We start from the raw sequence: 25,560 nt of genomic DNA, 5'->3' as shown, positions 1-25,560 counted from the left end.
ACATGAAACATGTAAAAATCTCCGATCTCACGGTCGGCAATGATCTGCCTCTGACAATCATTGCCGGCCCCTGCCAGCTTGAAAGCGCCGATCATGCCCAAATGATCGCCGGTAAAATGAAAGAGGCGTGCGATGCCGCGGGCGCGCAATATGTGTTCAAGGGCTCGTTCGACAAGGCCAACCGCACCTCGATAAATGCCGCCCCTGCTTTGGGGTTGGAAAAGGGGTTGTCCGTTCTGCAATCGGTCAAGGACAGCATCGGGGTGCCAGTTACCACCGATGTACATGAGAAAGAACAATGCGCCCCAGTGGCCGAGGTGTGCGATATCCTTCAGATCCCTGCGTTTCTGTGTCGCCAGACTGCCTTGCTTAAGGCGGCAGGCGCAACAGGCGCGGTGGTGAACGTCAAGAAAGGACAGTTCCTGGCCCCTTGGGACATGCAAAATGTTGCTGCCAAGATCGAAAGCACCGACAACCACAACATCATGTTGACCGAGCGTGGCGTCAGCTTTGGCTACAACCGTCTGGTGGTCGATATGCAATCGCTACCGGAAATGGCGCGAACCGGGTATCCGGTGATCATGGACGCCACGCACACTGTGGCTCAACCCGGCGGTTTGGGCGGCGCATCCGGTGGCCAGCGCGAATTTGCGCCTGTTATGGCGCGTTCGGCCGTTGCTGTTGGCGTTGCTGGCGTCTTTATGGAAACGCATCAGGATCCGGACAATGCGCCATGTGATGGCCCGAATATGATTTACCTGGATCAGATGCCTCAACTGATTGATACATTGATGCGATTTGATACGCTTGCCAAAGCCAATCCGATTCAGATTTAACAACCGAGATTCTTGATGACCAAACCACTCCCCGAGGTGACCCCGAACACCTGGACATTTCTGCGCGACGCAATGATCAAGCCAACGGGTTTTCGTGAATACGACGCGCGTTGGAAATACCCCGAAGAGATCAACTTGCCGGGCATGACAGCGCTGGGTCTGGGTCTTGGTACACAGATGCGTCGCCGCGGAATCGCGCCGGTGATCGCGGTTGGCAACGACTATCGAGACTACTCTCTTGCGATTAAGAACGCGCTGATCCTGGGGCTGATGCAGGCGGGGATACAGGTCAAGGATATTGGCCCGGCACTTAGCCCGATGGCTTACTTCGCGCAGTTCCATCTGGATGTGCCTGCGGTTGCGATGGTCACGGCCAGCCACAACCCGAACGGCTGGACCGGGGTTAAAATGGGGTTTGAGCGTCCGTTGACCCATGGTCCCGATGAAATGTCCGAGCTGCGCGACATCGTTCTGAATGGCGAATGTCAGCCGCACGAAGGCGGTTCGTATGAATTTGTCGACGGGGTGAAAGAGGCGTATATCGACGATCTGGTCGGCGATTTCAAAATGTCCCGCCCGCTTAAAGTCGTCTGCGCGACGGGCAATGGAACTGCGTCGGCCTTCGCACCCGAGGTCTTTGAACGGATGGGGGTCGAGGTTGTACCCAGTCATAACCGGCTAGATTATACCTTTCCCAACTACAACCCCAACCCCGAAGCCATGGAGATGTTGCACGACATGGCCGACAGCGTGAAATCCAGCGGTGCCGACATGGCGCTCGGGTTTGACGGTGATGGCGATCGTTGCGGCGTTGTAGATGACGAGGGCGAGGAGATATTTGCCGACAAGGTCGGAGTGATCATGGCTCGCGATCTGGCCAAGCTGTACCCGAATTCCACCTTTGTGGCCGATGTGAAATCCACCGGCCTGTTTGCCAGTGACCCCGAGTTGCAGGCCCACGGCGTCAAAGCGGATTACTGGAAGACGGGCCACAGCCATATGAAGCGGCGGGTTAAGGAAATCAATGCGCTAGCTGGTTTCGAAAAGTCGGGCCACTACTTCTTGGCTGAACCCATCGGGCGTGGTTATGATTGCGGGATGCGCGTGGCGGTTGAGATCTGCAAGCTTATGGATCGAAACCCCGACAAAAGCATGTCTGATCTACGCAAGGCCCTCCCCAAGACTTGGTCGACCCCGACCATGTCACCCTACGCAGCGGATACCGAAAAATACGACATCCTAAAGCGTCTGGTCGACAAGCTGGTCGCCAAATCCGAAGCTGGCGAGACTTTCGCAGGGCGCAACATAAAAGAGGTGGTCACTGTCAACGGAGCCCGTGTCATTCTAGACAATGGCAGCTGGGGATTGGTTCGCGCATCGTCCAACACGCCCAATCTGGTTGTCGTATGCGAAAGCAGCGAAAGCGAAGAAGAGATGCGTGCGATTTTCGCTGATATCGACGCCGTTATTCGAACGGAACCTGGCGTCGGCGACTACGACCAAACCATCTGAACCGGCAAGGGGGGCACTTTACGCCCCCTGCCCTCTCAATCTGCGCCCAAGAGTTTCAATAACCCTTTTGCAGCCTCTTCCTGCAGCTTGTTTTTTACCGCATCTTCGATGCTTTCCGTGTCGGTCACCGTAACTCCAAGCTCATCGCCAACCTTTTCCAGAACTTTTTGCTTGGCATCATCCTCCAACTCTTTGACTTTGCCCTCTGCTGCCGCTTCAAGTACTTTGCTTAGGTCAGGTTGGATCGATGGATTGCTCCAGGGGCCGACAATTCGAACGGGTACCGAAAGCCCCTGACCTGCGTTAGCCTGCAATGCTGTAGGGGTGAAAAGATAATCAATGTCACGCGCGCCAATGCCCACACGCCCCTCACCATCCGCACGGAAATTTTTGAGTGACATCAACAAGTCGTCGTTCCTAAGCACGCCTTGATCCAAGGTGAAACTTGCTGAAAGGCTGTTGAAGACGGTTGTCCCACCCGTTTCCGAGCTGCGCCCCATCAGACGGTCCAGATCAAATCCGCTGATGACCCCGGCGCCAACATCCAGCCGCCCATCGCCGCTGAGCGACCGCATGATCTGATCTTCGGTTTGGCCGACACCGAGGAACTTGAACGAACCTGTCCCGGTCCCCGACAGGCGATCGACACCTGCAAGCGCAGTCAAAGCCTGTTCGATGTCGATGCCCTCGGCCTTGAGGTCACCGCCGACCGACAATCCGCTTCGGTTATTGGCTACGACCTGCCCGGTCAACTGACCTGAAAACAAGCTGGCCGGATTCATCTGCAGAACTGCGCGCGACCGATCAAGGTTCAGCGTCAGATCACTGGGGCCCAGGGTCAGTCCCGGAACCACAATCGAGCTGGCCTTCAGCCGAATTTTCCCGTTCGCCAGTGCCAAAGCCGATGCGTCGATAGGATCGGTGGACCACCCTGTGTCATTAACCGGGCCTGTGCTTGTTCCGCCTGACGGACCTGCCGGGGCCGCGTTGTATTTCGACAGGTCCAAGTCACCAGCGTCCAGCCGTGCCGTGATTTGTGGAGGATCCGAGATCAGAATATCCGCCTCGCCGGTCACTCGGTTTTCGTCCAGTTGAGCAACCATATCGCGAACAGAAATGCGACCATCCTGCGTGTAAGTCATATGCCCCGATATGTCTGCTGCCGTCCCCAACCCCAGTGGTACGCCAACACCAGCTTGACCAAAAGCTGCCAGCATCCGCTCGGTGTTTTGCGTTCTGACGTGGAAATTGCCGTCCATCTCACCAGCGAGGTTAACGCGGCCATCAAATCGCACGTCTCCGCCGGGTGCGGTCAACGTCACGGTCAAAGGCGTCGCAACACCCGAAGCATAGGCGGGAAGGTCAGGAATCGTCAGATCGACGTCCACAGCGCCACCCGGCACCGTCATTTGGGCTTCGAGGGTCATAGGCGCACTCGGGTCCGGCCAACTTGCGGCCAGATCGACATTGTCGAAATCATACCGAGTGGAACCATTCTCGACATAGACAAGCCGCGCGTTCGTTAACTGCAGACGGTCCAATGTCACCGCGCCTTGCTGCCCTTGCGCTGGGGTCGCTGCTGCGCTGGTGGTGCCCTCAGTCGGGGTTGCCGAAGTGAACTCCCAGTTCCCGCGCCCATCCGACAATTCCAGCCGCAGTGTCGGGTTTTCGGCAATGATCCGTTTGATCCGCAAATCGCCCCCCATCAGCGCCGCCGCGTCAACGCCCACGGCCAGGCTTTGGGCGCTCAGCATCGGATCGGAGCCTGCCCAAGGCGCGTTGCCAAAGGCAACGGGGCCGGTTTCCATTCCCAAGACAGGCCAGAACGATAAACGGACATCGCCCGACAGGTTCAGATCGCGCCCGGTTTCCGCTTTGACCTGCTCAGCCAGTATGGATGCCAACTTGTCACCTGGCATCAGTAGCAAAGCGCCGATTACCAGCCCAAGCACCGCTATAAAAAGGAAAACAATGCGCAACAGCCATTTCATTTTTCTGCTCTCCGCCCTTCGGCTTGTTTGGAAATGATCATTCTTGGCCTTCAGTGCATTTGCAAGGGGAAGCGTTCCCCACTATATGCCGCGCCATGAGTACAAACCCGCCGAACCTCCGCCCCGACCTGGCGCCTGCCGCCCGGATCACCGAAGCGCCCCGCGCGAACCAGCCGACCATTGGTATGGTGTCGCTGGGTTGCCCTAAGGCTTTGGTGGACAGTGAACGCATCCTGACCCGTCTGCGGGCGGAAGGGTACGGTATTTCTCCGGACTATTCAGGGGCGGATGCCGTGATCGTGAACACCTGCGGGTTCCTTGACAGCGCCAAAGCAGAATCACTGGACGCAATCGGAGAAGCTCTGGTCGAAAACGGCAAGGTTATCGTCACGGGCTGTCTGGGGGCCGAGCCGGATTACATCCGCGAGCATCATCCGCGCATCATGGCCGTCACCGGGCCACATCAGTATGAACAGGTGCTGGACGCCGTGCATCAGGCGGTTCCACCAGATCCCGATCCGTTCGTAGACCTGCTGCCCGCCGCCAGCGTGCAATTGACCCCGCGCCATTACAGCTATCTGAAAATATCCGAGGGCTGTAACCACAAGTGCAAGTTCTGCATTATCCCCGACATGCGCGGTAAGCTGGCCAGCCGCCCGGCCCACGCGGTGCTGCGCGAGGCCGAAAAACTGGTCGACAATGGCGTGCGCGAGCTGCTGGTGATCTCTCAGGACACGTCGGCCTATGGGTTGGACCGCAAATATGACGTGAACCTGTGGAAAGATCGCGAGGTCCGCAGCCACATCACCGATCTGGCGCGCGAGCTGGGGCAATTCGATGCCTGGGTACGCCTGCACTACGTCTATCCCTATCCGCATGTGCGCGAGTTGATCCCGCTGATGGCCGATGCAGGCTGCAACGTGCTGCCTTATCTGGATATTCCATTCCAACACGCCCATCCAGACGTTCTGAAACGTATGGCACGCCCGGCGGCGGCGGCCAAAACGCTAGACGAAATCGCCGCGTGGCGCGCGACCTGCCCCGATATCACCCTGCGCTCGACCTTTATCGTCGGCTATCCCGGTGAGACCGAGGCCGAGTTCCAGACTTTGCTGGATTGGATGGACGAGGCGCAGCTGGATCGTGTTGGCTGCTTTCAGTACGAAAACGTGGACGGGGCGCGCTCGAACGATCTGCCTGATCATGTCCCGGCCGAGGTCAAACAGGACCGCTGGGAACGCTTCATGGAAAAGGCGCAGGCGATATCCGAGGCAAAGCTGGCCGCAAAGGTTGGACAAACGCTGGACGTGATCGTGGATGAGGTCGATGACGAGGCCGCCACCTGCCGCACCAAGGCCGACGCGCCCGAGATCGATGGCAATTTGTTCATTGACGAAGAGTTCGCGGATCTCAAACCCGGCGATATTGTCTCGGTCGTAGTGGATGAAGCGGGGGAATACGATCTCTGGGGCAAACTGGCCTGATCGGTCACTGATTATAGTCGAAGCGTGAGCCGAGTTTATTGGAGATCAACCACTCGGCGCCCCACATAGACATGAGACCTCAACACGCAAGAAGGAGGGTTATCATGACTAAACTGCGTCCCTTCGCGGCGAAATTAGCAGTGGCAGTGCTTGCCGCTCAACTGATTGCGGCCCCTGCCGCCGCTGACTACCGACATGGCAGTTCGGCCAAAGTTACGCTTTCCGGGGTGAAATCCTTCGGCATTTCGCATCGCGGAAAAGCGCGGGTACATCGGCATTTTATCGCGCCGAAAGTGCATAAACCTGCTGCAAAAGCAAAATTACATCACGCGAAACCGGTAAAAAAGCACCACCGATCGTCGTTCAAGCGGCACAAAAAGAAATACTATAAATACTATACGCCGCGACGCCATGGGTTTCGGCATCATAAATTCCATCGTGGGTTTGCAAGATATCGAATCAAATAGCCCACGTCAGATCAGTGTGATCAGGCCAATAACCCATACAACCCCGGCGGCAACGGCTGTCAGCGCAACCGCCGCGCTGGCGGCGTCCTTGGCTTGACCAGCCAATATGCTGTGATCGGTGGATGTGTGATCTACAGCCCGTTCGATCGCCGTGTTGAACAGTTCGGCGACCATAACCAATATGCCCAGCACGATGATTAGCGCGCGCAGACTGCCTGTAAGAGGCAAAGTTACCGCAAGCCCAGCGGAAATGAGATTAGCCCAGCCCCAAACACGAAACGAATACTCGTCGCGCCACGTGGCGGCCAGTCCTTGCCAACTCCAGACTGTGCGGTGTTTTAATCGGATCAGAAAGTTTTTCATGCGCCCTCTGCATAACAGTAGAGCGGACAAAACCTCAATCCGGGGGCTGCAGGCAAGAAAAAACCGCCCAAAGGGCGGCACGTTTCTGGAAACGGGCGACCCTGCGAAGGTCGCCCGCGATATGGTTATTGTGCGACCGGGTCACAAACTGTCTGACCTGCTTCGGTCGTTGCCAGCTGAGTACCCGCAGGGCAGCTTGGGTTTCCAACCTTGTCGTATTCAGGAGTGATATAAACCGGTGCCGGTTCTTCCTGTTGCGAACACGCGCCCAAGATCAATGCAAACGCGCCAACTGTAGCGAATTTCAATTTCATGTCCGTCATTCCTTTATTAATTTCCTGATATTCCCCAGAAATTCGGGGCCAGTCTCAAAATACGACTTCGCTGGCGAATTTGCAACAAATCCGATCACAAAAATGTGAGGCCAGCAATTCTACGCCGTTGTGGCGGAATATCCGACCGTTGCTGGAGTTTCAGAGGATTTGAACTAGAACCATCGGACAACACACGCCAAGAAAAGGAGCAGCCAAATGTCAGATGCGCCAATTATCGCTCAGAAAGCCCCATACCCGGTCGAGGTGACCGAGGGCAAAAACTACTTCTGGTGTGCGTGCGGACAGTCTAAGCGCCAGCCGTTTTGCGATGGGTCTCACAAGGGAAGCGGTATTGAGCCGGTAAAATACACCGCGGAAAGCACCAAGAAGGTGTTTTTTTGCGGGTGCAAACACAGCGCTAATCCGCCGCTTTGCGACGGATCCCATTCAAAGCTCTAAGCCTTCAAGGCGTTCAAAGTCTCGGCATTGGCGCAAAAGCCGGGGGCCTTGTCGGCCCCTGCTTGCTGGTCCGCAAGCCATCTGGCGCATTGACCGCTGCATTTCGAGGCCCTGCATCGCGTCACCATAGTCGCGTAGTCATCTGTACTGAGCCTGCCCTCTGCCATTGCCTCCGACAGCGATAGGTCGATACATCTGGCCATAGACCGCGTAAGCCAGAAATGCATCTCCACTTCGCCTAGAACGTCCCGCATTATTGGGTCTCCTGCATTTGTTGCACCTTTAGTTCTGCAAACCGCTCTCGGTTTGGGCAGGTCTGCGGCGCGCATACCGCATTTTGAGCATCAGACAGCCAGTCTGGGCATCGTTCGGCCCAATTGCATCCCTGACAGGATCTCACCATTCTTGCCCAATCCTGCTGACTAAGACGCCCTTGTCGGTGAGCCGAAGTCACATCTGTGCCTGTCGCCTTTCCCATACGCAGCACCAGCCGCAGATGAGTCATAACGTTCCCTAATTTTTGCATGACATAGCCGCCGACGAGACCAGTTGAGAAAACAGATCCTTATTGCGGCAATATTCTGGTGCCGACGGCGATGTCGCGTCTTGCTCCATTAGGGTTTTGCAATGTCCGGGATTTCCGCATTCCGCGCAACGCAGCACCGCCTCTGATATCTGATCGATCGAGACATCCCCCCGGATCGCCGCATCTTCAAGGTCGATACCGACCCGCGTTGCCATTCGATCAACGAGACTTGCGTGCTGCTTCAACGTTTCTCGGCTGGGCATTCGGCATCCTTTCCCTGACACGTTTTGATCAGAGTATCCGAAAGCTGCTGCCACGCCCTTGACTCAGGTCAACACTCTGCAACGATCTGGTCCAGATATGCTCGTGTTGCATCCTGAACGCGGCGGAACCGGTCTCCGCCCAGTTTTTTACCACCATACCAACGCGTTACGATGATAACGTGCCCGTCCAAAGCCGCACGTTCCATCATCCGCAGAATAACCATGGCAGCCCCGGCTTCACCGTCGTCCGCCTTTAACGCACCCGTCGGCAGTGTCGCAGCCCAAGTGTTGTGCGTTGCCTTGGCATAACTCTTATCCGATTTCAGCGTCTTCAGAACGACTTCCACATCGGCCCGCGATGCGACCGGAGCACCCGACACGGCGTATTTTGATCCCCGGTCAGTCAGAACCACCCCCAAGCATTTCAACCCGGTCATTGCGTCAACCCAAGCTGGCGCGCTGTATCCACCACAACCTGAACCCGTTTTGCATTGGGCGGATGAGTGCTTAGAAAACTGTCTTCGGGGTCTAGAATGCGATCGAAGTACTTGGCCCCAACAAGTGGGTTATAACCTGCCTTGTAAGTGATAACGGTACCAAGCGCGTCGGCCTCGAGCTCGAAGTCCTTGATATAGACTTGCGCCCCGACCTGAGCACCTAGCTTCTGCGCCTCTTCCACATCTGCACCTTGCGCCCCGCCAAGCCGGGCCAGTTCACCAAAAATGGCAGCACTTTCGCGGGCATTCACCGATTGCCGGGGAATGTGCCGCAGGATGTGATGGGCGGCCTCATGCCCCATAACAAAGGCCAATTCATCCGCATTCTCAGCCGACTGAATCATGGCCCTTGTAAAGATGATTACCGGCTGATCCTTATCGTCCAGCGTTTGAAAGGCATTTGCGGGGGCTTTTGGGTTCAGGTCAACAACAATGGTAAAGTCGCAATTCCTGACACCTTCCCGTTTCAGGCATTCACTGCGAGCCTGTCGGCCCACCCTCCGGCTGATCTCCTGAAAAGCGGTTGCCTGAACCGCAAAACCGGCAGAATCCTGTTGCCAGTCTTCAGCGGGTTGAACACGCAGCGTATCGGCTGTGCAAGCTGCCAACACCACAGGTAAAATCAAAGCAATCAGACGGCGCATTCATCATCCCTTTAAACAGTCCTGCCGCTTTTTTCGACCATAGCGCGCCCAGAATAAGACCGCCACTGGTTGAATGCGTTTGAACGGGTTGCAATGGCGTTAAACGCCCGGCAATCTGATCACATGTTTTCGATTGAGCATGAATTCGACTCGACAGTGATTACTCTGGTGGACGAGGGCCGAAAGCCTTTGCAGGAGGACGTAATCATCAACAATTTTGCCGAATGCGTCACGCTGGAACAACTGGATCCACGGACCGACACAGTGCAGAAAATCACACTATCGCCCGAACAGGTTCGCGATCTGGCTGCTGCCCTTGACCTGCCCGAGGGGGTTTACCAAATCCACGAGACACCGGATCAAGGGTCATAGACAAACAGCTTGTCCCGTGATGTCTGCCCTCGCCTTAGTTTCAGCGAAGTCGCCGGAACGCCTAACGCAATCGCAAGAACCCGGCGCACTGCGTCGTTGGCCTTACCTTCGGCGGGCGGGGCGGTGACGTAGACGCCAATTAAACCGCCATCAAGCGTGATCCGGTCCAAGGCAGCTTTGGGTGTTACCTTCACGTTGATCTCGGCCCCCGGAAGAGCAATGCCGGTTAAATCCGGCACGTTTTGCAGTTTTGGCTTTGCCATGCGGACCTCCTGTCCCCAAACACCCTTGTACCCTATGGCGTGGGATGGAAATGATCCTCGCAGTCCAGCCGTTTGCTCTTGAAACCTGCCAGATGGTCAACCAGATACAATCTGTCTATGTGAAGGAAGTTAACATATGTCCTTGAAGAACCCGGCCGCCCTTGAGTTTCTGCAAACGCGCCGGTCCCGGCCCGCAAAGACGCTGGTCGCCCCTGCCCCGACCCGAGAAGAGCTGTTGCCTTTGCTGACAGCCGCCGCTCGCAGCCCCGATCACGGCAAGCTGGAACCGTGGCGGTTTATTGTGATCGAGAAAGGCGCGATGCCCAGGCTTTCTGCCCTGACACAGACCTGCGGCGAGCGTTTGGGCAAAACTCCGGAAGATATCAATAAGACCCGCAGCCAATTCGACATGGGTCAGTTGGCTGTCGCTGTGGTTGAGGTCCAAAAACCGTCTGACAAGGTGCCTTCAATCGAGCAAACGTATTCGGCAGGCACGGTTTGCCTTGGCTTGCTAAACGCGGCTTTGGCGGCCGGTTGGGGGGCAAACTGGCTGTCTGGCTGGCAATCGCACGACCCCGAGTTCTGCCGCGAAGCTTTGGGTCTAAAGGACAATGAACGGATCGCAGGCTTTATCCACATCGCCACAGAATCTGTCACACCGCCTGAACGCCCTCGACCCGACGTGGCCGCGCTGATCGAATGGGTGTTCGAATGATGATCCTCAACGCGTTCTTCGCGGCGCTTGGTCAGATCGGCGACCCGAAGTTCCGCTCGGTCCTTTTGCGCGGTGTCGGGTTAACGATCATTCTTCTGATCGCGAGCTGCGCAGCGGCGATTTGGTTGATTAACTGGTTGGCAAGCAGTGAAATCTCGTTGCCTTGGATCGGTACAGTCTCATGGCTGAACGACGTGCTGAACTATTCGGGCATCTTTGTCGTTCTGGTGCTGCCGGTATTCTTGATGATGCCCGTCGCCTCGGCCATAATTTCGATGTTTCTCGAAGAGGTCGCGCAGGCGGTCGAAGACAAGCATTATCCCACGCTGCCCGCCGTACCCGGCATCCCGTTTAGCGACGGTGTCCGAGATGCGCTCAGCTTTATGGGCGTGCTGATTGTGGCCAACCTTCTGGCGTTGATCCTTTATGTGATCTTCTCGCCTTTGGCTCCGTTTATCTTTTGGGCCATGAATGGCTTCTTGCTGGGACGGGAATATTTCACTCTGGCCGCGATGCGCCGGATCGGGCGCGAAGAAGCGCGGAAGCTGCGCGCAAAACACACGTCAACCATTTGGCTTGCCGGCACACTGATGGCCATCCCGCTGTCAGTACCGCTAGTGAACCTTGTGATTCCGATCATCGGTGCGGCTACATTCACCCACATCTATCACAAGCTGTCAGGGCCGACGCCCTGACAGTTATCCCCTGGGTTCCAACTGGTTCAGCCAGTCGAAATCGCGGACCGAGATCACGCCGGAAACGATGATCCCGGCGATAATCGCCCACAGCACCACGGAAATCCCGGTGGTGATCCACATCTTCTTTTTCATGTGGTGGACTTCCGGCGCACCCGCATGGGTACCCGGCACGATCTCGTTCAGATCCCCCTGCGTCTTGATACGAATCGGCAGCACGATCAGCAACGTCATGAACCAGATGACGGCAAACAGGACGAGTGCAGCAGTAATGGTCATGACATCCTCGCTTCGGTTAAACCTGTTCTAGCTCGACCAGACAGCCGTTAAAGTCCTTGGGGTGCAGAAACAGCACCGGCTTGCCATGCGCCCCGATCTTGGGCTCACCAGATCCCAGCACGCGGGCGCCAGTTTCCTTCAGATGATCACGGGCCGCGATGATATCCTCGACCTCATAGCAGACATGGTGGATGCCGCCAGCGGGGTTCTTTTCCAGAAATCCGTTGATCGGGCTGTCATCGCCCAGCGGATACAGCAGTTCGATCTTGGTGTTTGGCAGTTCGATGAACACAACGGTCACCCCGTGATCGGGCTCGTCCTGCGGTGCACCGACTTTGGCGCCCAGCGCGTTGCGGTACTGCGCCGATGCGGCCTCTAGGTCAGGCACGGCGATGGCGACGTGGTTCAGACGACCAATCATGGAACTCTCCTCTGTTCTCTGCGTTGCAGCGGTTATGGGGCGTGTCCGGGCAAAGAACAAGTGCGCCAAATTGCCGTTAACGTCGTGTTAGCCAGAAGTTCCTAGCCTGAAGGCATCTGCTGAATAGGAGTTCTGCCATGGACGATTCGAACCCCTTCACCTCGCCCGCGCAGCCAACGGCGACGCGGCCGCTGCTGGGTCAAACGATTTTGGTTGTCGAAGACAGCCGCTATGCCTGCGATGCGATACGCCTGATGTGTTTGCACTCTGGCGCACGTATTCGACGCGCAGATTGCTTGAAATCGGCCCGCAGACACCTGCAGATTTATCGCCCCTCGGTAATTCTGGTCGATATGGGCCTGCCTGACGGGTCAGGCGCTGATTTGATCGCCGAACTGACCGAGGCTGTGCCACGGATCGGTGCCATTCTGGGTATGTCCGGGGATGACTACGCACAGAAGGATGCGCAAACCGCAGGGGCCGATGGATTTCTGGCCAAACCCCTAAAATCACTTTCCTATTTTCAGAAGTCGATTTTAGAGCGTCTGCCCGCGGACCGCCGCCCTCACAGTCTGCACGCTGTCCGGGACGAAGTTATACACCCGGACCCAATGGCCTATCAGGACGATATGGCCCATATCGCTGATGTTCTTGCCGGGCCGAACGATCACCGAAGTTTGGACTATGCGGCGCAGTTCTTGCGTGGCGTTGCACGCGATGCCGAAGACACGATTCTGGCTGAAGCTGCCAGCAAACTTGCTGAGTCACGCGCGAGTGGCACTCCGGTAACGGCACTTGCGGCTCAGGTGGCCGGCATTGTTCAGGCGCGACTTGAACAGCGCGAGGCCATCTGAGATGGCAACCGCCTATTTTGTAACCGCAGGTTTGGTCTGCCTGTGGGCTTATTGCCAGGCAAGACTTGCAGCACGCGATATTAGGGCAGCCCGCGACGAGGTCAGCGATCCGCTGGAAAAGACCGGACGGATATAGCTTGGCGTACAGAAAAAACCCGCCGCAAAGGATGCGACGGGTTTTTGTTATTCCTGCGGGATGATCCTCAGTCCCAGTTCCATCAACTGATCCGAGCTTGGATCGGACGGAGCGTCCATCATCAAATCTTCGGCGCGCTGGTTCATCGGGAACATCATGACTTCGCGGATGTTGGCTTCATCCGCCAGCAACATCACGATCCGGTCGATACCTGCAGCACAACCACCGTGGGGCGGCGCGCCATAGTGGAAGGCGTTGAACAACGCACCAAATCGAGATTTCACCTCATCCGCACCATAGCCTGCCAGCTCAAAAGCTTTCAACATGATCTCGGGCTTGTGGTTCCTGATCGCACCTGAGACCAGCTCATACCCGTTGCAGGCCAGATCGTACTGATAGCCGCGCACGTCCAGAGGGTTGCCGTTCAGCGCCTCCATCCCGCCCTGCGGCATCGAGAACGGGTTATGTTCAAAGTCGATCGCGCCGGTTTCTTCGTCCTGCTCATAGATCGGGAAATCGACGATCCAGGCAAAGGCAAAGCGGTCTTTTTCGGTCAGGCCAAGTTCCTCACCAATCACATCACGCGCCTTGCCCGCAACCTTTTCAAAGGCTTTCGGCTTGCCGCCCAGGAAGAACGCCGCATCGCCGACACCCAGACCCAGCTGCTGACGGATCGCTTCTGTGCGTTCGGGGCCGATGTTCTTGGCCAGCGGACCTGCAGCCTCCATCCCTTCGCCCTGATCGCGCCAGAAGATGTAACCCATCCCCGGCAGGCCCTCTTTCTGGGCAAACGCGTTCATGCGGTCACAGAATTTCCGGCTGCCACCAGTCGGCGCCGGGATGGCGCGGATTTCGGTGCCGTCCTGCTCCAACAGCTTCGCGAAAATCGCGAAGCCAGACCCGCGGAAGTGGTCGGAGACCACTTGCATTTTAATAGGGTTCCGCAGGTCGGGCTTGTCGGAGCCGTACCACAGCGCCGCGTCCTTGTAGGAAATCTGCGGCCAGTCCTGATCGACCTTGCGGCCACCGCCGAATTCCTCGAACACACCGGTCAGAACGGGCTGGATCGTGTCGAACACGTCCTGCTGTTCGACAAACGACATCTCAAGGTCCAGCTGGTAGAAATCGGTGGGCGAACGGTCAGCGCGCGGGTCTTCATCGCGGAAGCACGGCGCGATCTGGAAATACTTGTCGAAGCCCGACACCATGATCAGCTGTTTGAACTGCTGCGGGGCCTGCGGCAGCGCATAGAACTTGCCCGGATGCAGGCGCGAGGGCACCAGAAAGTCACGCGCGCCTTCGGGCGAGGACGCCGTGATGATCGGCGTCTGATATTCGCGGAAGCCCTGATCCCACATGCGGCGGCGCATCGAGGCAACAACGTCCGAGCGTAGGGTCATGTTCTGCTGCATCGCCTCGCGGCGCAGGTCCAGATAGCGATAGCGCAGGCGGGTTTCCTCAGGGTATTCCTGATCACCGAACACCATCAACGGCAGTTCGTCGGCTGCGCCCAGCACCTCTAGCTCGCGCACGTAGACTTCAACCTCACCGGTGGGCAGTTTCGGATTCACCAGTTCCGGGTCGCGCGCTTTGACGGTACCGTCGATGCGGATACACCATTCGGAGCGTACTTTTTCCAGCTCGGCAAAGGCGGCGCTGTCGCCGTCGCACAGAACTTGGGTCACGCCAAAGTGATCGCGCAGGTCGATGAACAGCACGCCACCGTGGTCGCGAACCCGATGCACCCAGCCGGACAGGCGGACGGTTTCACCGACATTAGCGGCGGTCAGAGCGGCGCAGGTGTGGCTGCGATAGGCGTGCATGGATCATATCCCTTCGGGCGCAGAATTCGTCGCGCCGATACACCCCGTCGGGCCGCGAAAGTCAAGGCAGGTATCCCGCTCAAAACGGCCTTTGCACGTTGCCCGAGTAGAAATAGATGCCCAGACCGACCGCAAAGATGATGTTCCCGGCAATTGCGTGCAGCAGCACTGCGTAGAAAAACGAACCGCGCCTGCGATAGGCCCAGGTGAACAGCAGCCCGCCCGCAAAGGTCATGATGGCGACGATCCAGCTCCAGTACATCAGGTGAGCCAGCGAAAACAGCGCGGCGTTCAGTAGATAGGCCGCGCGCTCGCCCGGCAGAATTGCATGATAGCGGCGGAAGAACAGCGACCGGAAGAGTAGCTCTTGCGGTAGGGCCGAGACAATCGGATAGAACATGCAGATCACCAACAGCATCTGCGGCCGTTCGCGCAGCAGGAAAAAGGCCGCCTCGGGCCGGGCGATCATGACCACGGCCACACAGAACCCGGTCATCAAGATTGCGAAAATGGCGACTTCGGTCCAGGACCAGTTGTACGGGTTGTATCGAAGCTCTGCCCACGCAAATCCCGGCGTGTAATGCAGCAGGACGATGCCGATGGCCGTAAAGGTAAATAGCGACGGAAACATCCAGTTCGGCGGGAGAAACACCGCGATCAACACCGGTACTGCAACAAAAAACAGACAGAACTCGAGCCGCAACCGCAATAGCGGTGCCGCACTTTCGGCCCAATCGGTTTGTTTGCTCACTGTATTGCCAACTCCGCCCGGATCAGACCACGTAGAGAGTTTCCGACATAGAGTTTTTCCGCGTTTTGCAGATCGGTCAAGGTCACCGGGGCCGCGGTAACCTGTTTATTATCCAGCAATTCTTCGCGCAGAATGCCAGGCAGGACGCCGCTGAACAACGCAGGTGTCAATCGCCGGCCATCCGCCATGTGTACAAACAGGTTGGTGATCGTGCCCTCACACAGTTCATCGCGCTCGTTCAGGAACAGCAACTCATCTATCCCCGGTGGCAGCGATGCGCGAGCGTCATCGTACAAAGCGCGCTGCGTTGTCTTGTGCTGCAACCATACATCCGAGGCCTGCAGACGCTGGTCCGCTATTGCCACCCGCCAGAGCGGCGGGTTCTCGGCCAGTGCGCCGGTCGTCACCTCTACAGCGCCCGCTGCGTCCAGCGTCAGGCGACAACGCAGAGGGGATGGACCCGCGACACCTTCCAAAGCGGCAATAGCTCGGTCCCGATCAAACGGCACTCCTAGCGCCGCAGCGGAGCGACCCATGCGGGCCAAATGGCGATCACGGCGCACAAACCCCTGCCCCGGCCGGAAGGCCAGCGTTTCGATCAGGCGGAAGTCAGGATCATCTGGCGGGCGAAGCGGGCTTTCCATAGCGCCTCCTCATATTCGGATGGGGCGGTGCTGTCCCAGACCACGCCGCCGCCCACATTCAGTGTGGCCTTGCCGCCCTCGACCATCAGCGTGCGGATGGCAACGTTAAATTCCGACCGCACATCCGGCGCGGCCCAGCCGATGGCACCGCAATAGATGTCGCGCGGCCAGGGTTCGAGGTCGGACAGAATCTCCATCGCGCGGATTTTGGGCGCGCCGGTGATCGAGCCGCAGGGGAAAAGCGCCATCAGAATGTCCGAAAGCTCGGCCCCCAGATGCAGCTGCGCCTGCACCAGCGAGATCATCTGATGCACGGTCGCATAAGTTTCGACCTTGAACAGTTCGGGCACGTTGACCGAACCGGGCAGCGCCACACGGCTGATATCGTTGCGCAGCAGGTCGACGATCATCAGGTTCTCCGCCCGGTTCTTTGCATCGGTCGACAGGAAATCGCGGCGGCGGGCGTCTTCGGCCAAGTCTTCGCTGCGCGGTTGGGTGCCTTTCATCGGGCGCGTTTCGATCAAACGGTCGGCATCGGTACGGAAAAACAGCTCGGGCGAGCGGCTGAGCAAGTCAGGCAACCCGTCCTGCTGTACGAGCGCGCCGTGGCCCACGGGCTGACCCGCCGCCAGCGCGGCATAAAGCGCAGCGCTGGCGCCTTCGAGCATCAGGTCAATCGGAAAGGTCAGGTTTGCCTGATAGATATCGCCCGCGCCGATGGCCTCGTGCACTCGGTTGAAGGCGCGCGTATAACGCGCTTCGTCCCAGCGAGGCGCGAAACCGGTCACTCCACCCGCAGGCGCAGGCAGGTCGCTTTGGGCTGGCGCGTCAAAGACGCCAAAGCACAGCAATGGCAGGCGGCGGCCCTCGGGCATCCGCGCGGACAACCTCGGCTCCAGCGCATAACCAAGCTCATAGCTGGCATAACCGGCCAACCACGCACCATCCGCGCGCGCGGAATCCAGCGCCTCCAACGCGTGGGGCACGTCCTCCGCGCGGTCGGCGCGGATCACCTGCGTGGGCCGGTCAAAAGTGGTCCCTTGCCCGGCCGGGCCCTGATCGAAACGAATACGCACCTGCATCCTCATTTGCCGTGCTGCGCGGTATAGAGAATACGGTGCCGAGGGAAAGAGGGGAAAGCGGCAATTTCCCCCCTGTTTCCGATACCCCTTGAACCTTTTCGCGCTGTCCCTATAACGCAGGACAATTTGGGCGCTTGGGGGTGCCCTGACTCGCGAACAATTGAAGGAACGTGGCCATGCCGAGAAGAACCGACATCAAGTCGATCATGATCATCGGGGCGGGCCCCATTGTCATCGGTCAGGCATGCGAGTTCGACTATTCCGGCGCTCAGGCATGTAAAGCGCTGCGCGAAGAAGGCTACCGGGTCATTCTGGTGAACTCGAACCCTGCCACGATCATGACCGACCCCGGTCTGGCCGACGCCACCTATATCGAGCCGATCACCCCCGAAGTTGTTGCCAAGATCATCGAGAAAGAGCGCCCCGACGCGCTGCTGCCCACCATGGGCGGGCAGACCGGGCTGAACACTTCGCTAGCGCTGGAAGAGATGGGCGTGCTGGATAAGTTCGGCGTCGAGATGATCGGTGCCAAGCGTGACGCCATCGAGATGGCCGAAGACCGCGCACTGTTCCGCGAGGCGATGGACCGGCTGGGCATCGAAAACCCCAAGGCCGAGATTGTGACCGCCCCCAAGGACGCGGACGGCAAGAAAGATCTGGACGCGGGCGTAGCGCTGGCGCTTGAGACGCTGGAGACCGTCGGTCTGCCCGCCATCATCCGCCCCGCCTTTACATTAGGCGGCACCGGCGGCGGCGTAGCCTATAACCGAGAAGACTATATCCATATTTGCCGCACAGGCATGGATGCGTCCCCCGTGGGTCAGATCCTGATCGACGAAAGCCTGCTGGGCTGGAAAGAATATGAGATGGAGGTGGTGCGCGACACCGCCGACAACGCCATCATCGTCTGCTCCATCGAAAACGTCGATCCGATGGGTGTGCACACGGGCGACTCGATCACGGTTGCCCCGGCCCTGACGCTGACCGACAAAGAATACCAGATCATGCGTAACCACTCGATTGCCGTGCTGCGCGAGATCGGGGTCGAGACCGGCGGATCGAACGTGCAATGGGCGATCAACCCGGTCGATGGCCGGATGGTCGTGATCGAGATGAACCCGCGCGTGTCTCGCTCGTCTGCGCTGGCGTCCAAGGCGACCGGCTTCCCGATTGCGAAAATCGCCGCGAAACTGGCCGTGGGCTACACGCTGGACGAGCTGGACAATGACATCACCAAGGTCACGCCCGCCTCGTTCGAGCCGACCATCGACTATGTCGTCACCAAAATCCCGAAATTCGCCTTCGAGAAGTTCCCCGGCTCGGAACCCTACCTGACCACCGCAATGAAATCGGTGGGTGAGGCCATGTCCATCGGCCGCACCATCCACGAATCGATGCAAAAGGCGCTGGCCTCGATGGAATCTGGCCTGACCGGCTTTGATGAAATTGAAATCCCCGGCCTGAACGTTGGCCTATGGGATGAAGCCGACGACAAGGCCGCCGTGATCAAGGCCATCAGCCAACAGACACCGGATCGCCTACGCACCATCGCGCAGGCCATGCGCCATGGTCTGACCGACGATGAGATTTTCGGCGTAACCAAGTTCGACCCGTGGTTCCTTGCCCGCATCCGCGAGATAATCGACGCCGAGCGTCAGGTCCGCAAAGAGGGACTGCCCGTCACCGAAGACGGTATCCGCAAACTGAAAATGCTGGGCTTCACCGACGCGCGTCTGGGCAACCTGACTGGCCGGGACGAGGCCAATATCCGCCGCGCCCGCCGCAACCTTGGTGTGCACGCTGTATTCAAGCGCATCGACACCTGCGCCGCCGAGTTCGAGGCGCAGACACCCTATATGTACTCGACCTATGAGGCCCCGATGATGGGCGAGGTCGAATGCGAAGCCCGCCCAAGCGACCGTAAAAAGGTTGTCATCCTCGGCGGTGGTCCCAACCGGATCGGTCAGGGAATCGAGTTCGACTATTGCTGCTGTCACGCATGTTTCGCGCTGACCGAACAGGGCTATGAGACCATCATGGTCAACTGCAACCCCGAGACCGTCAGCACGGACTATGACACCTCGGACCGCCTGTACTTTGAGCCGCTGACCTTTGAACACGTCATGGAAATCCTGTCCAAGGAACAGGAAAACGGCACGCTGCACGGTGTGATCGTTCAGTTCGGCGGTCAGACCCCGCTGAAACTGGCCAACGCGCTTGAGGCCGAAGGCATTCCTATCCTTGGCACCACGCCCGACGCCATCGACCTTGCCGAAGACCGCGAACGCTTCCAAGCGCTGGTCAACGAATTGGGCTTGAAACAGCCCAAGAACGGCATTGCCTCGACCGATGAACAGGCGCTTGAGATCGCGGACGAGATCGGTTTCCCGCTGGTGATCCGCCCTTCTTACGTGCTGGGCGGACGCGCAATGGAGATCGTGCGCGATATGGAGCAATTAAAACGTTATATTAACGAGGCCGTAGTGGTCTCGGGCGATAGCCCCGTTCTGCTGGACAGCTATCTGGCCGGCGCGGTCGAACTGGATGTCGATGCGCTGTGCGACGGCGCTGATGTGCATGTGGCCGGCATTATGCAGCATATCGAAGAGGCCGGTGTGCATTCGGGCGACTCGGCCTGTTCACTTCCGCCTTACTCGCTGTCCAAAGATATCCTCGACCAGATCAAGGATCAGGCGTTCAAACTGGCCAAGGCGCTGAACGTCGTGGGCCTGATGAACGTGCAGTTCGCGATCAAGGACGATGAGATCTACCTGATCGAAGTGAACCCCCGTGCTTCGCGGACCGTGCCGTTCGTCGCCAAGGCGACCGACAGCGCGATTGCGTCCATCGCGGCGCGTATCATGGCTGGTGAGAAGCTCTCGACCTTCCCGATGCGCCCTGCCTACAAAGAAGGTCAAGACACCAAGATTGCCGACCAGATGACGCTGGCCGACCCGGACATGCCGTGGTTCTCGGTGAAAGAGGCGGTGCTGCCCTTCGCCCGCTTCCCCGGTGTCGACACCATTCTGGGGCCGGAAATGCGCTCGACCGGCGAGGTCATGGGCTGGGACCGCGACTTCCCGCGTGCCTTCCTCAAGGCGCAGATGGGCGCTGGTATGGTTCTGCCGTCTGAGGGCCGCGCATTTATCTCGATCAAGGATGCCGACAAAACACCCTCGATGCTTGAGGCGGCGCAGGTGCTGACGGCACAGGGCTTTACGCTGGTTGCCACGCGCGGCACGCAATCATGGCTGGCGGAACAGGGTGTGGCCTGCGAAGTAGTCAACAAGGTCTATGAAGGTCGTCCGGACGTGGCAGACATGTTGAAAGACGGTCAGGTACAATTGGTGATGAACACCACTGAAGGTGCGCAGGCGGTCGAAGACAGCAAAGCCATCCGGTCGATCGCGCTCTATGACAAGATCCCCTATTTCACGACAGCGGCCGCCAGCCATGCAGCCGCTTTGGCGATCAAGGCGCAGGCCGAGGGCGATGTCGAGGTCAAATCTCTTCAGGGCTGACTCCCGCACCAGAATAAAGCAAAGCCCCCGGTCGATGACCGGGGGTTTTTCATTTAAACAACAGGTTGCGGCGCGGACTTTCGCCGGTATTCCGGCAGGAAGAACACCATGTAGAACACCGGCGCCGCCACCATGGTCAGGATCGTGGCAAAAGCCAGTCCGCCCATGATCGTCACCGCCATCGATTTGAAGAATGCATCCGTCAACAGCGGCGCCATCCCAAGAATGGTGGTGATCGCTGCCAGCATCACAGGACGCAGACGCGAGACCGAGGCTTCAATGATCGACTCGCGCAGCCCTTTGCCGGTTTCGCGTACCAGATCGATCTCTTCGACCAGAACGATTCCGTTCTTGATCAACATCCCCGAGAGACTCAGCAGCCCAAGCAGCGCCGTAAACGTGAAGGGCAATCCGGTGCCCAGCAAGCCCAAGACCACCCCATTGACCGACATAGGCACAAGCAACCAGATGATGATCGGCTGACGGATCGCGTTAAAGATCAGCACCGAGATCAGCACCATGATCAGCAAGCTCAGCGGCAGTTGACGCCCAAGGCTTTCATTCGCTTCGCCGGCATTTTCGAACTCACCACCCCATTCCATCCGATACCCTGCAGAAAGGTCCATGCTTTCGATGGCCTCACGGACCTCGGAATGGACCTGAGCCGCCGTGAATCCCGCCGGAATATCCGCGCCAACTGTGATGGTCAGAACCCTGTCCCTTCGGTGCACAAGCGTGTTCAACGCCTTGTATTCGAACCCATCCACCATCTGTTCGATAGGAACAAAGCGCTCGGATTGGTCCGAGAACACGACCTGGTCCACGATCGAATAATCTCCGTCCGCCGGTCGACGCAGGATGATCGGGATCAGGCGATCCCTTTCGCGGAAAACGCCGCCCGTGATTCCATCGGTCGAAAACTGTAGCGTGGCCGCAATATCCTCGCGCGTAACACCCGCCGTCTGCGCACGTTCGGTCGCATAGATCGGCTGGACGGCCAACGACTTTTCACGCCAGTCATGATGAACGTGTAGCGCGTTTTGCGACGCATCCCGCATCCGCAACACAGCCTCATCCGCAAGCTGGCGCAGCACAACCGGGTCACTGCCCGAGAAGCGGGCCTGGATCGGATCGCCTCCGCCCGGACCAAAGATCAGTCGTCTTGTACGAAACTTTCCTTCAGGAAATTGCGCCTGACCAAATTCCGCAAGTTCGGCACGCAGCGGGGGGATGTCCTCCAGCGTCCTGGTACGGATGATCAGGTGGCCGTAACTTGGATTGGGTTTTTCTGCCTCATAAGTTAGCAGGAAACGGGTCGCGCCCTGCCCGACAAAGGTGGCGACGGACACTACATCATCCCGGTTGGCCAGCCACTCTTCGAAAACCGCCATATCCTCAGCGGTCCGCGCGATCGGCGTTCCTTGCGGCAGGTTGTAATGGACGAAGAACAGCGGCGTGTTCGAGTCGGGAAAGAACTGCTGTTTCACCAGCCCGAACCCGGCAAAGCATGCCACGGTGACAGACACCAACAAGGCAATCACCAACCAGCGGAACCGCAATGCCCATCTTAGGATCGCTCCGTAGACGCGGAACATGATACCGCCATAGGCATCAATTGCACCAGCTTTACCCTGCTTGAAAAAGTAATGTCCCAGCATCGGAGTAACCGTCAGGGCCAGAATCCAGCTCAGCAAAAGTGATATTCCGATGACGGCAAACAGCGAGAACATGAACTCTCCGGTCGCGTCCGGGCTTAAGCCTATCCCGGCGAAAGCCATGATGCCGATGATGGTCGCCCCCAAAAGCGGAATTTGGGTTTTGGACGCGGCCTCGTCCGCTGCATAACGCGAGTTTTTGCCCCGCAACATTGCGATTTGCATTCCTTCGGCGACCACGATGGCGTTGTCGACCAGCATACCCATCGCAATAATCAGGGCCCCTAGGGAAATCCGTTCCATCTCGATGGAAAACAGCGCCATGAACAGCAACGTCCCGACAACGGTCAGCAACAGCGTCGAGCCGACGACAATCGCGGCCCGCCAACCCATGAACAAGGCCAGGACAAGAACGACGATTGCCACCGACATCGCAAGGTTCAACAGAAAATCGTTCGAGGCTTGCTCGACGACCACGTGCTGCTGATAGATCGGCAGGATTTCGACACCGTAGGGGATTTGCCCGTCAAGTTCGGCGAATTTCTCGTCTGCGCGCTTGCCAACCTCGACAATGTTCTCGGTCGACAGCCCCGCAATGCCCAGCGTAAAGGCTTCTTCCCCGTTAAAGCGGATGATGACATCCGGGTCGGTCTGGCGGCCGCGGTACACATTTGACATGTCAAACAGGTTGATCACCTGCCCCTGCGATCCAACGGACAGACCCGCAATGGCCGAAACAGTGTCGGAGCCTTCGGCGGTCAGGACCGTTGTTCGGTCATCTGCAGACCGCAACGAGCCTGATGCGTTCACCGAATCCGCATTGGCAATCGCATCGTTGATTGCCTGCAGCGGCACGTTCTGATTGACCGAGATTGCCAAGTCCGGTTCGACGAAAATCGCCTCTTGCGGCAGGCCCATGACTTCGACATCGGCCACTCCTTCGACCGTCAGCAATTCGCGCCGCAGAAACGTGGATAGTTCGTGTTTTTCAGCGTCCGAAAAGCCATCCGCAGTGACTGCATAGAAAAGGCCGAACACGTCGCCGAATCCATCGTTGACCAGCGGCTGGCCGACTCCGGACGGCAACGCCCGGGCTGCGTCGCGAACCTTGGCGCGCAGCTTGGTCCAGACTTCGGGCAGCTCGGTACCGTCATAGGTTGACTTGATCTCAACCTCGATCAGCGAAAATCCCGGCTGGTTGAGCGAGGTGATGGTTTTGACCTCTCCCATCTGCTGAATGGCCGATTCCAGTGGCTCCGATACCTCCAGAGCCACCTGCTCGGCCGTTGCGCCGGGATACTGCGTGGCGATGACAGCATTCTTGATGGTAAAGGCCGGGTCCTCCAGTCGCCCAAGCGACAGAAAACCCCAGATGCCGCCGAACAAGGCGATCAGGATGATCAACCACGTATAGATTGGCCGGTCTATGGATGCGCGTGCGATATTCATGCGTCCGCCCCTTAGTTCGCAAAGCCGGCAAAGCGGCGTACGGCTTGCCCGTCGATCAGCGCTCCGCCTCCGGCAACCACGATTTCATCGCCATCCTCCAGCCCGGACAGGACGCTTACGTCACCCGATGCCGTGGGTTCAATGGTCACGGGGACCCATTTGACACTGCCTTCATCCGCGCCGACGGGCGAAAAGACAAAGACACCCAAAACACCTTCCGCATCCGCAACAACCGCTGTGGCCGGAACAACGATACCTGTACGTTGGTCCTGCACCTGCACATTCACCGTTACCGATGACCCCGGAAGAATCTGCAGACCTTCTGGCGGTGTCAGGCCGAATTGAATACGGAAAGTCTGACCGACGCTCGACGACTCGGCGTCGAATTCCCGAATTTGCAGAGGGAATACTTCGTCACTGACAGGGAATTTCGCCGTGATGGTGATGTCATCCTGCTGGCCCGAGCGCTGGAACAAAATCTCGGGCACGTCGACTTCGATGCGTAGCTCGGACATGTCATGGATACGCACAATCGGTGTCCCCGCCGAGACGGTCGTAAAGGATTCCACTGCCCGGCTTGAAACCAGAGCATCAAAGGGGGCTGTTAGCGTTGCCTGCTCTAGATCATAAAGCGCATCGCGCACCGCAATATCCGCCAGCTGAGCCGCTGTCTCGGCATCATCCACAGCAACTTGACTTGCTGCAGTTCCCCGCAGACGGGACAAGCGCGCCAGCGTCCGGTCCGCCTGATCTTTCTGCAGCACAGCCCGGTCGTAGCGACGCTGGAATGGTTCACGATCCAGTTCCGCAATCAATTCGTCTTTGGGAATCACGAAACCTTCGGTTACCGGCATATCAACGATTTGCCCCGCCACCTGAAAAGCCAGATCAACCGTCTGTCGCGCTGCGACCCGGCCAAAGAACTGCCGCGAAAACCCGGGCGCAGTTTCTTGCAAAACCATCAGCTTGACCGGCTTGGCAGCACTTTCTGCCATGGCCGTGGTGGCCAGCATGGTCAGGGCGAGGCCCAAAACAGAGATCAATTTCATTTCTTCAACCCCTCGGGTATTCCCGTTTTCAGAATGTTTTCACGGATTTTCCGGGCAAGCCGGGCGAATTCGGCCGTTTCATCAGGCGTCAAACCGGATGCGCGCTGAAACAGCGCCCCGGCCTCGGCCACCAAAGTCTGGCGCATCGCCAACCCCTTGTCGGACAACACCAACAGCCAGGCTCGACGGTCGTCCGGATCGCGCTCTCGCGTCAGGTATCCTGCCGTTTCCAAAGCATCAGCAGTAGACGTGATTGTGGATGGCACCGTCAGCATATCCGCCGCCAAAACGCCCATACGCTTGGGTTGGTCCAGTTTTATCACCATGTGACACTCTTGATGGGTCAGTTCGACCTCCATCAAATCAAAGCTCTCTTCCAGCTTCCAATAGAGGGCATAGACCCCCATCATGGCCTGCATTTCGGGGCTTAGTCGCTTTACCAGTGCGCTGTCGTCGAATGTCATGTGTCGAATCCGTTGCCGTTCACAGGGCGTC

The 25,560-nt window shown here is 58.1% G+C and carries 29 protein-coding genes; 11 read left to right on the top strand and 18 right to left on the bottom strand.

Annotated elements, in window-relative coordinates; genetic code table 11:
* Positions 1-2: 2 nt before the first annotated feature.
* Positions 3-836: a 3-deoxy-8-phosphooctulonate synthase gene (gene kdsA, locus AC2FF7_RS08100; protein WP_480496799.1), complete on the top strand. Its 834-nt coding sequence runs from the start codon at positions 3-5 to the stop codon at positions 834-836.
* A 15-nt stretch (positions 837-851) separates the two neighbouring features.
* Positions 852-2,348, top strand: a complete 1,497-nt coding sequence (locus AC2FF7_RS08095) for a phosphomannomutase/phosphoglucomutase (RefSeq protein ID WP_496905476.1) — start codon at positions 852-854, stop codon at positions 2,346-2,348.
* Between the two features lie 35 nt (positions 2,349-2,383).
* Here AC2FF7_RS08095 and AC2FF7_RS08090 read toward each other — a convergent pair whose 3' ends face one another.
* On the bottom strand, positions 2,384-4,339 hold the full coding sequence (locus AC2FF7_RS08090; RefSeq protein WP_496905475.1) for an AsmA family protein: 1,956 nt from the start codon (positions 4,337-4,339) through the stop codon (positions 2,384-2,386).
* Between the two features lie 95 nt (positions 4,340-4,434).
* Between AC2FF7_RS08090 and rimO the strand changes: the two genes are divergently transcribed.
* Both rimO and AC2FF7_RS08080 read left to right on the top strand, forming a co-directional pair.
* Positions 4,435-5,823, top strand: a complete 1,389-nt coding sequence (gene rimO, locus AC2FF7_RS08085; protein WP_480867810.1) for a 30S ribosomal protein S12 methylthiotransferase RimO — start codon at positions 4,435-4,437, stop codon at positions 5,821-5,823.
* A 104-nt stretch (positions 5,824-5,927) separates the two neighbouring features.
* Positions 5,928-6,290, top strand: a complete 363-nt coding sequence (locus AC2FF7_RS08080) for a hypothetical protein (RefSeq protein WP_496905474.1) — start codon at positions 5,928-5,930, stop codon at positions 6,288-6,290.
* A gap of 6 nt (positions 6,291-6,296) precedes the next feature.
* Here AC2FF7_RS08080 and AC2FF7_RS08075 read toward each other — a convergent pair whose 3' ends face one another.
* Positions 6,297-6,653: a diacylglycerol kinase gene (locus AC2FF7_RS08075; protein ID WP_480867814.1), complete on the bottom strand. Its 357-nt coding sequence runs from the start codon at positions 6,651-6,653 to the stop codon at positions 6,297-6,299.
* A 125-nt stretch (positions 6,654-6,778) separates the two neighbouring features.
* Complete coding sequence (locus AC2FF7_RS08070; protein WP_170352385.1) at positions 6,779-6,967, bottom strand: hypothetical protein; 189 nt, start codon at positions 6,965-6,967, stop codon at positions 6,779-6,781.
* 216 nt (positions 6,968-7,183) lie between these two features.
* Between AC2FF7_RS08070 and AC2FF7_RS08065 the strand changes: the two genes are divergently transcribed.
* Complete coding sequence (locus AC2FF7_RS08065) at positions 7,184-7,426, top strand: CDGSH iron-sulfur domain-containing protein (RefSeq protein WP_170753318.1); 243 nt, start codon at positions 7,184-7,186, stop codon at positions 7,424-7,426.
* On the opposite strand, the gene AC2FF7_RS08060 is transcribed toward AC2FF7_RS08065, so the two are convergent.
* The 5 genes from AC2FF7_RS08060 to AC2FF7_RS08040 all read right to left on the bottom strand — a co-directional run bounded on the left by AC2FF7_RS08060 (position 7,423) and on the right by AC2FF7_RS08040 (position 9,356).
* A complete protein-coding gene (locus tag AC2FF7_RS08060) occupies positions 7,423-7,680 on the bottom strand; it encodes a DUF6455 family protein (RefSeq protein ID WP_170753320.1) in 258 nt (85 codons plus the stop codon). The genes AC2FF7_RS08065 and AC2FF7_RS08060 overlap by 4 nt on opposite strands.
* Positions 7,680-7,904, bottom strand: coding sequence for a DUF6455 family protein (locus tag AC2FF7_RS08055; RefSeq protein ID WP_353393907.1), 225 nt, complete (start codon positions 7,902-7,904; stop codon positions 7,680-7,682). Before AC2FF7_RS08055 ends, AC2FF7_RS08060 begins: the two co-directional genes overlap by 1 nt.
* A gap of 35 nt (positions 7,905-7,939) precedes the next feature.
* Positions 7,940-8,215 (bottom strand): DUF6455 family protein, encoded by a 276-nt coding sequence (locus AC2FF7_RS08050; protein WP_480867817.1) that lies wholly within the window; start codon positions 8,213-8,215, stop codon positions 7,940-7,942.
* A 68-nt stretch (positions 8,216-8,283) separates the two neighbouring features.
* Positions 8,284-8,652, bottom strand: coding sequence for a YigZ family protein (locus AC2FF7_RS08045; protein ID WP_480867819.1), 369 nt, complete (start codon positions 8,650-8,652; stop codon positions 8,284-8,286).
* Complete coding sequence (locus tag AC2FF7_RS08040; RefSeq protein ID WP_480867820.1) at positions 8,649-9,356, bottom strand: M48 family metallopeptidase; 708 nt, start codon at positions 9,354-9,356, stop codon at positions 8,649-8,651. Before AC2FF7_RS08040 ends, AC2FF7_RS08045 begins: the two co-directional genes overlap by 4 nt.
* Positions 9,357-9,479: 123 nt before the next feature.
* Between AC2FF7_RS08040 and AC2FF7_RS08035 the strand changes: the two genes are divergently transcribed.
* Positions 9,480-9,728, top strand: a complete 249-nt coding sequence (locus AC2FF7_RS08035) for a DUF8831 family protein (protein WP_480867977.1) — start codon at positions 9,480-9,482, stop codon at positions 9,726-9,728.
* Here AC2FF7_RS08035 and AC2FF7_RS08030 read toward each other — a convergent pair.
* Positions 9,716-9,991, bottom strand: coding sequence for a DUF167 domain-containing protein (locus AC2FF7_RS08030; protein WP_480867822.1), 276 nt, complete (start codon positions 9,989-9,991; stop codon positions 9,716-9,718). The genes AC2FF7_RS08035 and AC2FF7_RS08030 overlap by 13 nt on opposite strands.
* A 136-nt stretch (positions 9,992-10,127) precedes the next feature.
* On the opposite strand from AC2FF7_RS08030, the gene AC2FF7_RS08025 reads away from it, so the two are divergent.
* On the top strand, positions 10,128-10,706 hold the full coding sequence (locus tag AC2FF7_RS08025) for a nitroreductase family protein (protein ID WP_480867823.1): 579 nt from the start codon (positions 10,128-10,130) through the stop codon (positions 10,704-10,706).
* Entirely contained in the window at positions 10,706-11,401 is a 696-nt protein-coding gene (locus AC2FF7_RS08020; protein ID WP_496905526.1) for an EI24 domain-containing protein, read from the top strand. Before AC2FF7_RS08025 ends, AC2FF7_RS08020 begins: the two co-directional genes overlap by 1 nt.
* 3 nt (positions 11,402-11,404) lie before the next feature.
* Here the strand turns inward: AC2FF7_RS08020 and AC2FF7_RS08015 are convergent, their stop codons facing one another.
* Together AC2FF7_RS08015 and mce are read right to left on the bottom strand one after the other, a co-directional pair.
* On the bottom strand, positions 11,405-11,680 hold the full coding sequence (locus AC2FF7_RS08015) for a DUF1467 family protein (RefSeq protein ID WP_170352376.1): 276 nt from the start codon (positions 11,678-11,680) through the stop codon (positions 11,405-11,407).
* Between the two features lie 16 nt (positions 11,681-11,696).
* Entirely contained in the window at positions 11,697-12,101 is a 405-nt protein-coding gene (gene mce, locus AC2FF7_RS08010) for a methylmalonyl-CoA epimerase (RefSeq protein WP_170352375.1), read from the bottom strand.
* Positions 12,102-12,238: 137 nt separating this feature from the next.
* On the opposite strand from mce, the gene AC2FF7_RS08005 reads away from it, so the two are divergent.
* Together AC2FF7_RS08005 and AC2FF7_RS08000 are read left to right on the top strand one after the other, a co-directional pair.
* Positions 12,239-12,955, top strand: coding sequence for a response regulator (locus AC2FF7_RS08005; RefSeq protein WP_480867825.1), 717 nt, complete (start codon positions 12,239-12,241; stop codon positions 12,953-12,955).
* A 1-nt stretch (position 12,956) separates the two neighbouring features.
* Positions 12,957-13,091, top strand: a complete 135-nt coding sequence (locus tag AC2FF7_RS08000) for a hypothetical protein (RefSeq protein ID WP_480845665.1) — start codon at positions 12,957-12,959, stop codon at positions 13,089-13,091.
* 47 nt (positions 13,092-13,138) lie between these two features.
* Here the strand turns inward: AC2FF7_RS08000 and aspS are convergent, their stop codons facing one another.
* From aspS to AC2FF7_RS07980, 4 genes are all read right to left on the bottom strand, one after another.
* Entirely contained in the window at positions 13,139-14,914 is a 1,776-nt protein-coding gene (gene aspS / locus AC2FF7_RS07995) for an aspartate--tRNA ligase (protein ID WP_480867827.1), read from the bottom strand.
* 79 nt (positions 14,915-14,993) lie between these two features.
* Positions 14,994-15,665: a CPBP family intramembrane glutamic endopeptidase gene (locus AC2FF7_RS07990; protein WP_480867828.1), complete on the bottom strand. Its 672-nt coding sequence runs from the start codon at positions 15,663-15,665 to the stop codon at positions 14,994-14,996.
* The gene (locus tag AC2FF7_RS07985; RefSeq protein WP_480867830.1) at positions 15,662-16,309 is read right to left on the bottom strand and encodes an aminotransferase class IV family protein; all 648 of its coding nucleotides are present in this window, start codon (positions 16,307-16,309) and stop codon (positions 15,662-15,664) included. Before AC2FF7_RS07985 ends, AC2FF7_RS07990 begins: the two co-directional genes overlap by 4 nt.
* Positions 16,264-17,391: an aminodeoxychorismate synthase component I gene (locus AC2FF7_RS07980; protein ID WP_480867978.1), complete on the bottom strand. Its 1,128-nt coding sequence runs from the start codon at positions 17,389-17,391 to the stop codon at positions 16,264-16,266. The genes AC2FF7_RS07985 and AC2FF7_RS07980 overlap by 46 nt, the downstream gene beginning before the upstream one ends.
* Positions 17,392-17,567: 176 nt before the next feature.
* Here AC2FF7_RS07980 and carB point away from each other — a divergent pair, with 176 nt between their 5' ends.
* The gene (carB, locus tag AC2FF7_RS07975) at positions 17,568-20,912 is read left to right on the top strand and encodes a carbamoyl-phosphate synthase large subunit (protein WP_496905473.1); all 3,345 of its coding nucleotides are present in this window, start codon (positions 17,568-17,570) and stop codon (positions 20,910-20,912) included.
* 53 nt (positions 20,913-20,965) lie between these two features.
* On the opposite strand, the gene AC2FF7_RS07970 is transcribed toward carB, so the two are convergent.
* Genes AC2FF7_RS07970 through AC2FF7_RS07960 form a run of 3 tightly spaced genes read right to left on the bottom strand, consistent with a single transcriptional unit; the run spans position 20,966 to position 25,529 of the window.
* Positions 20,966-24,016, bottom strand: coding sequence for an efflux RND transporter permease subunit (locus AC2FF7_RS07970; protein ID WP_496905472.1), 3,051 nt, complete (start codon positions 24,014-24,016; stop codon positions 20,966-20,968).
* An 11-nt stretch (positions 24,017-24,027) separates the two neighbouring features.
* Positions 24,028-25,065 (bottom strand): efflux RND transporter periplasmic adaptor subunit, encoded by a 1,038-nt coding sequence (locus tag AC2FF7_RS07965; RefSeq protein ID WP_496905471.1) that lies wholly within the window; start codon positions 25,063-25,065, stop codon positions 24,028-24,030.
* Positions 25,062-25,529: a MarR family winged helix-turn-helix transcriptional regulator gene (locus tag AC2FF7_RS07960; protein WP_170753347.1), complete on the bottom strand. Its 468-nt coding sequence runs from the start codon at positions 25,527-25,529 to the stop codon at positions 25,062-25,064. Before AC2FF7_RS07960 ends, AC2FF7_RS07965 begins: the two co-directional genes overlap by 4 nt.
* Between the last annotated feature and the right edge of the window lie 31 nt (positions 25,530-25,560).

Source organism: Ruegeria sp. YTSC325 (assembly GCF_059609525.1).
The sequence above is the reverse complement of the archived record's forward strand: the minus strand, read 5'-3'. Positions and strand labels throughout refer to the sequence as shown.

What these genes read in the sequence shown, in the direction of transcription:
- kdsA (WP_480496799.1), top strand. Translation starts at nt 3, where the DNA reads ATGAAACATGTAAAAATCTCCGATCTCACGGTCGGCAATGATCTGCCT.
- AC2FF7_RS08095 (WP_496905476.1), top strand. Translation starts at nt 852, where the DNA reads ATGACCAAACCACTCCCCGAGGTGACCCCGAACACCTGGACATTTCTG.
- AC2FF7_RS08090 (WP_496905475.1), bottom strand. Translation starts at nt 4,339, where the DNA reads ATGAAATGGCTGTTGCGCATTGTTTTCCTTTTTATAGCGGTGCTTGGG.
- rimO (WP_480867810.1), top strand. Translation starts at nt 4,435, where the DNA reads ATGAGTACAAACCCGCCGAACCTCCGCCCCGACCTGGCGCCTGCCGCC.
- AC2FF7_RS08080 (WP_496905474.1), top strand. Translation starts at nt 5,928, where the DNA reads ATGACTAAACTGCGTCCCTTCGCGGCGAAATTAGCAGTGGCAGTGCTT.
- AC2FF7_RS08075 (WP_480867814.1), bottom strand. Translation starts at nt 6,653, where the DNA reads ATGAAAAACTTTCTGATCCGATTAAAACACCGCACAGTCTGGAGTTGG.
- AC2FF7_RS08070 (WP_170352385.1), bottom strand. Translation starts at nt 6,967, where the DNA reads ATGAAATTGAAATTCGCTACAGTTGGCGCGTTTGCATTGATCTTGGGC.
- AC2FF7_RS08065 (WP_170753318.1), top strand. Translation starts at nt 7,184, where the DNA reads ATGTCAGATGCGCCAATTATCGCTCAGAAAGCCCCATACCCGGTCGAG.
- AC2FF7_RS08060 (WP_170753320.1), bottom strand. Translation starts at nt 7,680, where the DNA reads ATGCGGGACGTTCTAGGCGAAGTGGAGATGCATTTCTGGCTTACGCGG.
- AC2FF7_RS08055 (WP_353393907.1), bottom strand. Translation starts at nt 7,904, where the DNA reads ATGGGAAAGGCGACAGGCACAGATGTGACTTCGGCTCACCGACAAGGG.
- AC2FF7_RS08050 (WP_480867817.1), bottom strand. Translation starts at nt 8,215, where the DNA reads ATGCCCAGCCGAGAAACGTTGAAGCAGCACGCAAGTCTCGTTGATCGA.
- AC2FF7_RS08045 (WP_480867819.1), bottom strand. Translation starts at nt 8,652, where the DNA reads ATGACCGGGTTGAAATGCTTGGGGGTGGTTCTGACTGACCGGGGATCA.
- AC2FF7_RS08040 (WP_480867820.1), bottom strand. Translation starts at nt 9,356, where the DNA reads ATGCGCCGTCTGATTGCTTTGATTTTACCTGTGGTGTTGGCAGCTTGC.
- AC2FF7_RS08035 (WP_480867977.1), top strand. Translation starts at nt 9,480, where the DNA reads ATGTTTTCGATTGAGCATGAATTCGACTCGACAGTGATTACTCTGGTG.
- AC2FF7_RS08030 (WP_480867822.1), bottom strand. Translation starts at nt 9,991, where the DNA reads ATGGCAAAGCCAAAACTGCAAAACGTGCCGGATTTAACCGGCATTGCT.
- AC2FF7_RS08025 (WP_480867823.1), top strand. Translation starts at nt 10,128, where the DNA reads ATGTCCTTGAAGAACCCGGCCGCCCTTGAGTTTCTGCAAACGCGCCGG.
- AC2FF7_RS08020 (WP_496905526.1), top strand. Translation starts at nt 10,706, where the DNA reads ATGATCCTCAACGCGTTCTTCGCGGCGCTTGGTCAGATCGGCGACCCG.
- AC2FF7_RS08015 (WP_170352376.1), bottom strand. Translation starts at nt 11,680, where the DNA reads ATGACCATTACTGCTGCACTCGTCCTGTTTGCCGTCATCTGGTTCATG.
- mce (WP_170352375.1), bottom strand. Translation starts at nt 12,101, where the DNA reads ATGATTGGTCGTCTGAACCACGTCGCCATCGCCGTGCCTGACCTAGAG.
- AC2FF7_RS08005 (WP_480867825.1), top strand. Translation starts at nt 12,239, where the DNA reads ATGGACGATTCGAACCCCTTCACCTCGCCCGCGCAGCCAACGGCGACG.
- AC2FF7_RS08000 (WP_480845665.1), top strand. Translation starts at nt 12,957, where the DNA reads ATGGCAACCGCCTATTTTGTAACCGCAGGTTTGGTCTGCCTGTGGGCT.
- aspS (WP_480867827.1), bottom strand. Translation starts at nt 14,914, where the DNA reads ATGCACGCCTATCGCAGCCACACCTGCGCCGCTCTGACCGCCGCTAAT.
- AC2FF7_RS07985 (WP_480867830.1), bottom strand. Translation starts at nt 16,309, where the DNA reads ATGGAAAGCCCGCTTCGCCCGCCAGATGATCCTGACTTCCGCCTGATC.
- AC2FF7_RS07980 (WP_480867978.1), bottom strand. Translation starts at nt 17,391, where the DNA reads ATGCAGGTGCGTATTCGTTTCGATCAGGGCCCGGCCGGGCAAGGGACC.
- carB (WP_496905473.1), top strand. Translation starts at nt 17,568, where the DNA reads ATGCCGAGAAGAACCGACATCAAGTCGATCATGATCATCGGGGCGGGC.
- AC2FF7_RS07970 (WP_496905472.1), bottom strand. Translation starts at nt 24,016, where the DNA reads ATGAATATCGCACGCGCATCCATAGACCGGCCAATCTATACGTGGTTG.
- AC2FF7_RS07965 (WP_496905471.1), bottom strand. Translation starts at nt 25,065, where the DNA reads ATGAAATTGATCTCTGTTTTGGGCCTCGCCCTGACCATGCTGGCCACC.
- AC2FF7_RS07960 (WP_170753347.1), bottom strand. Translation starts at nt 25,529, where the DNA reads ATGACATTCGACGACAGCGCACTGGTAAAGCGACTAAGCCCCGAAATG.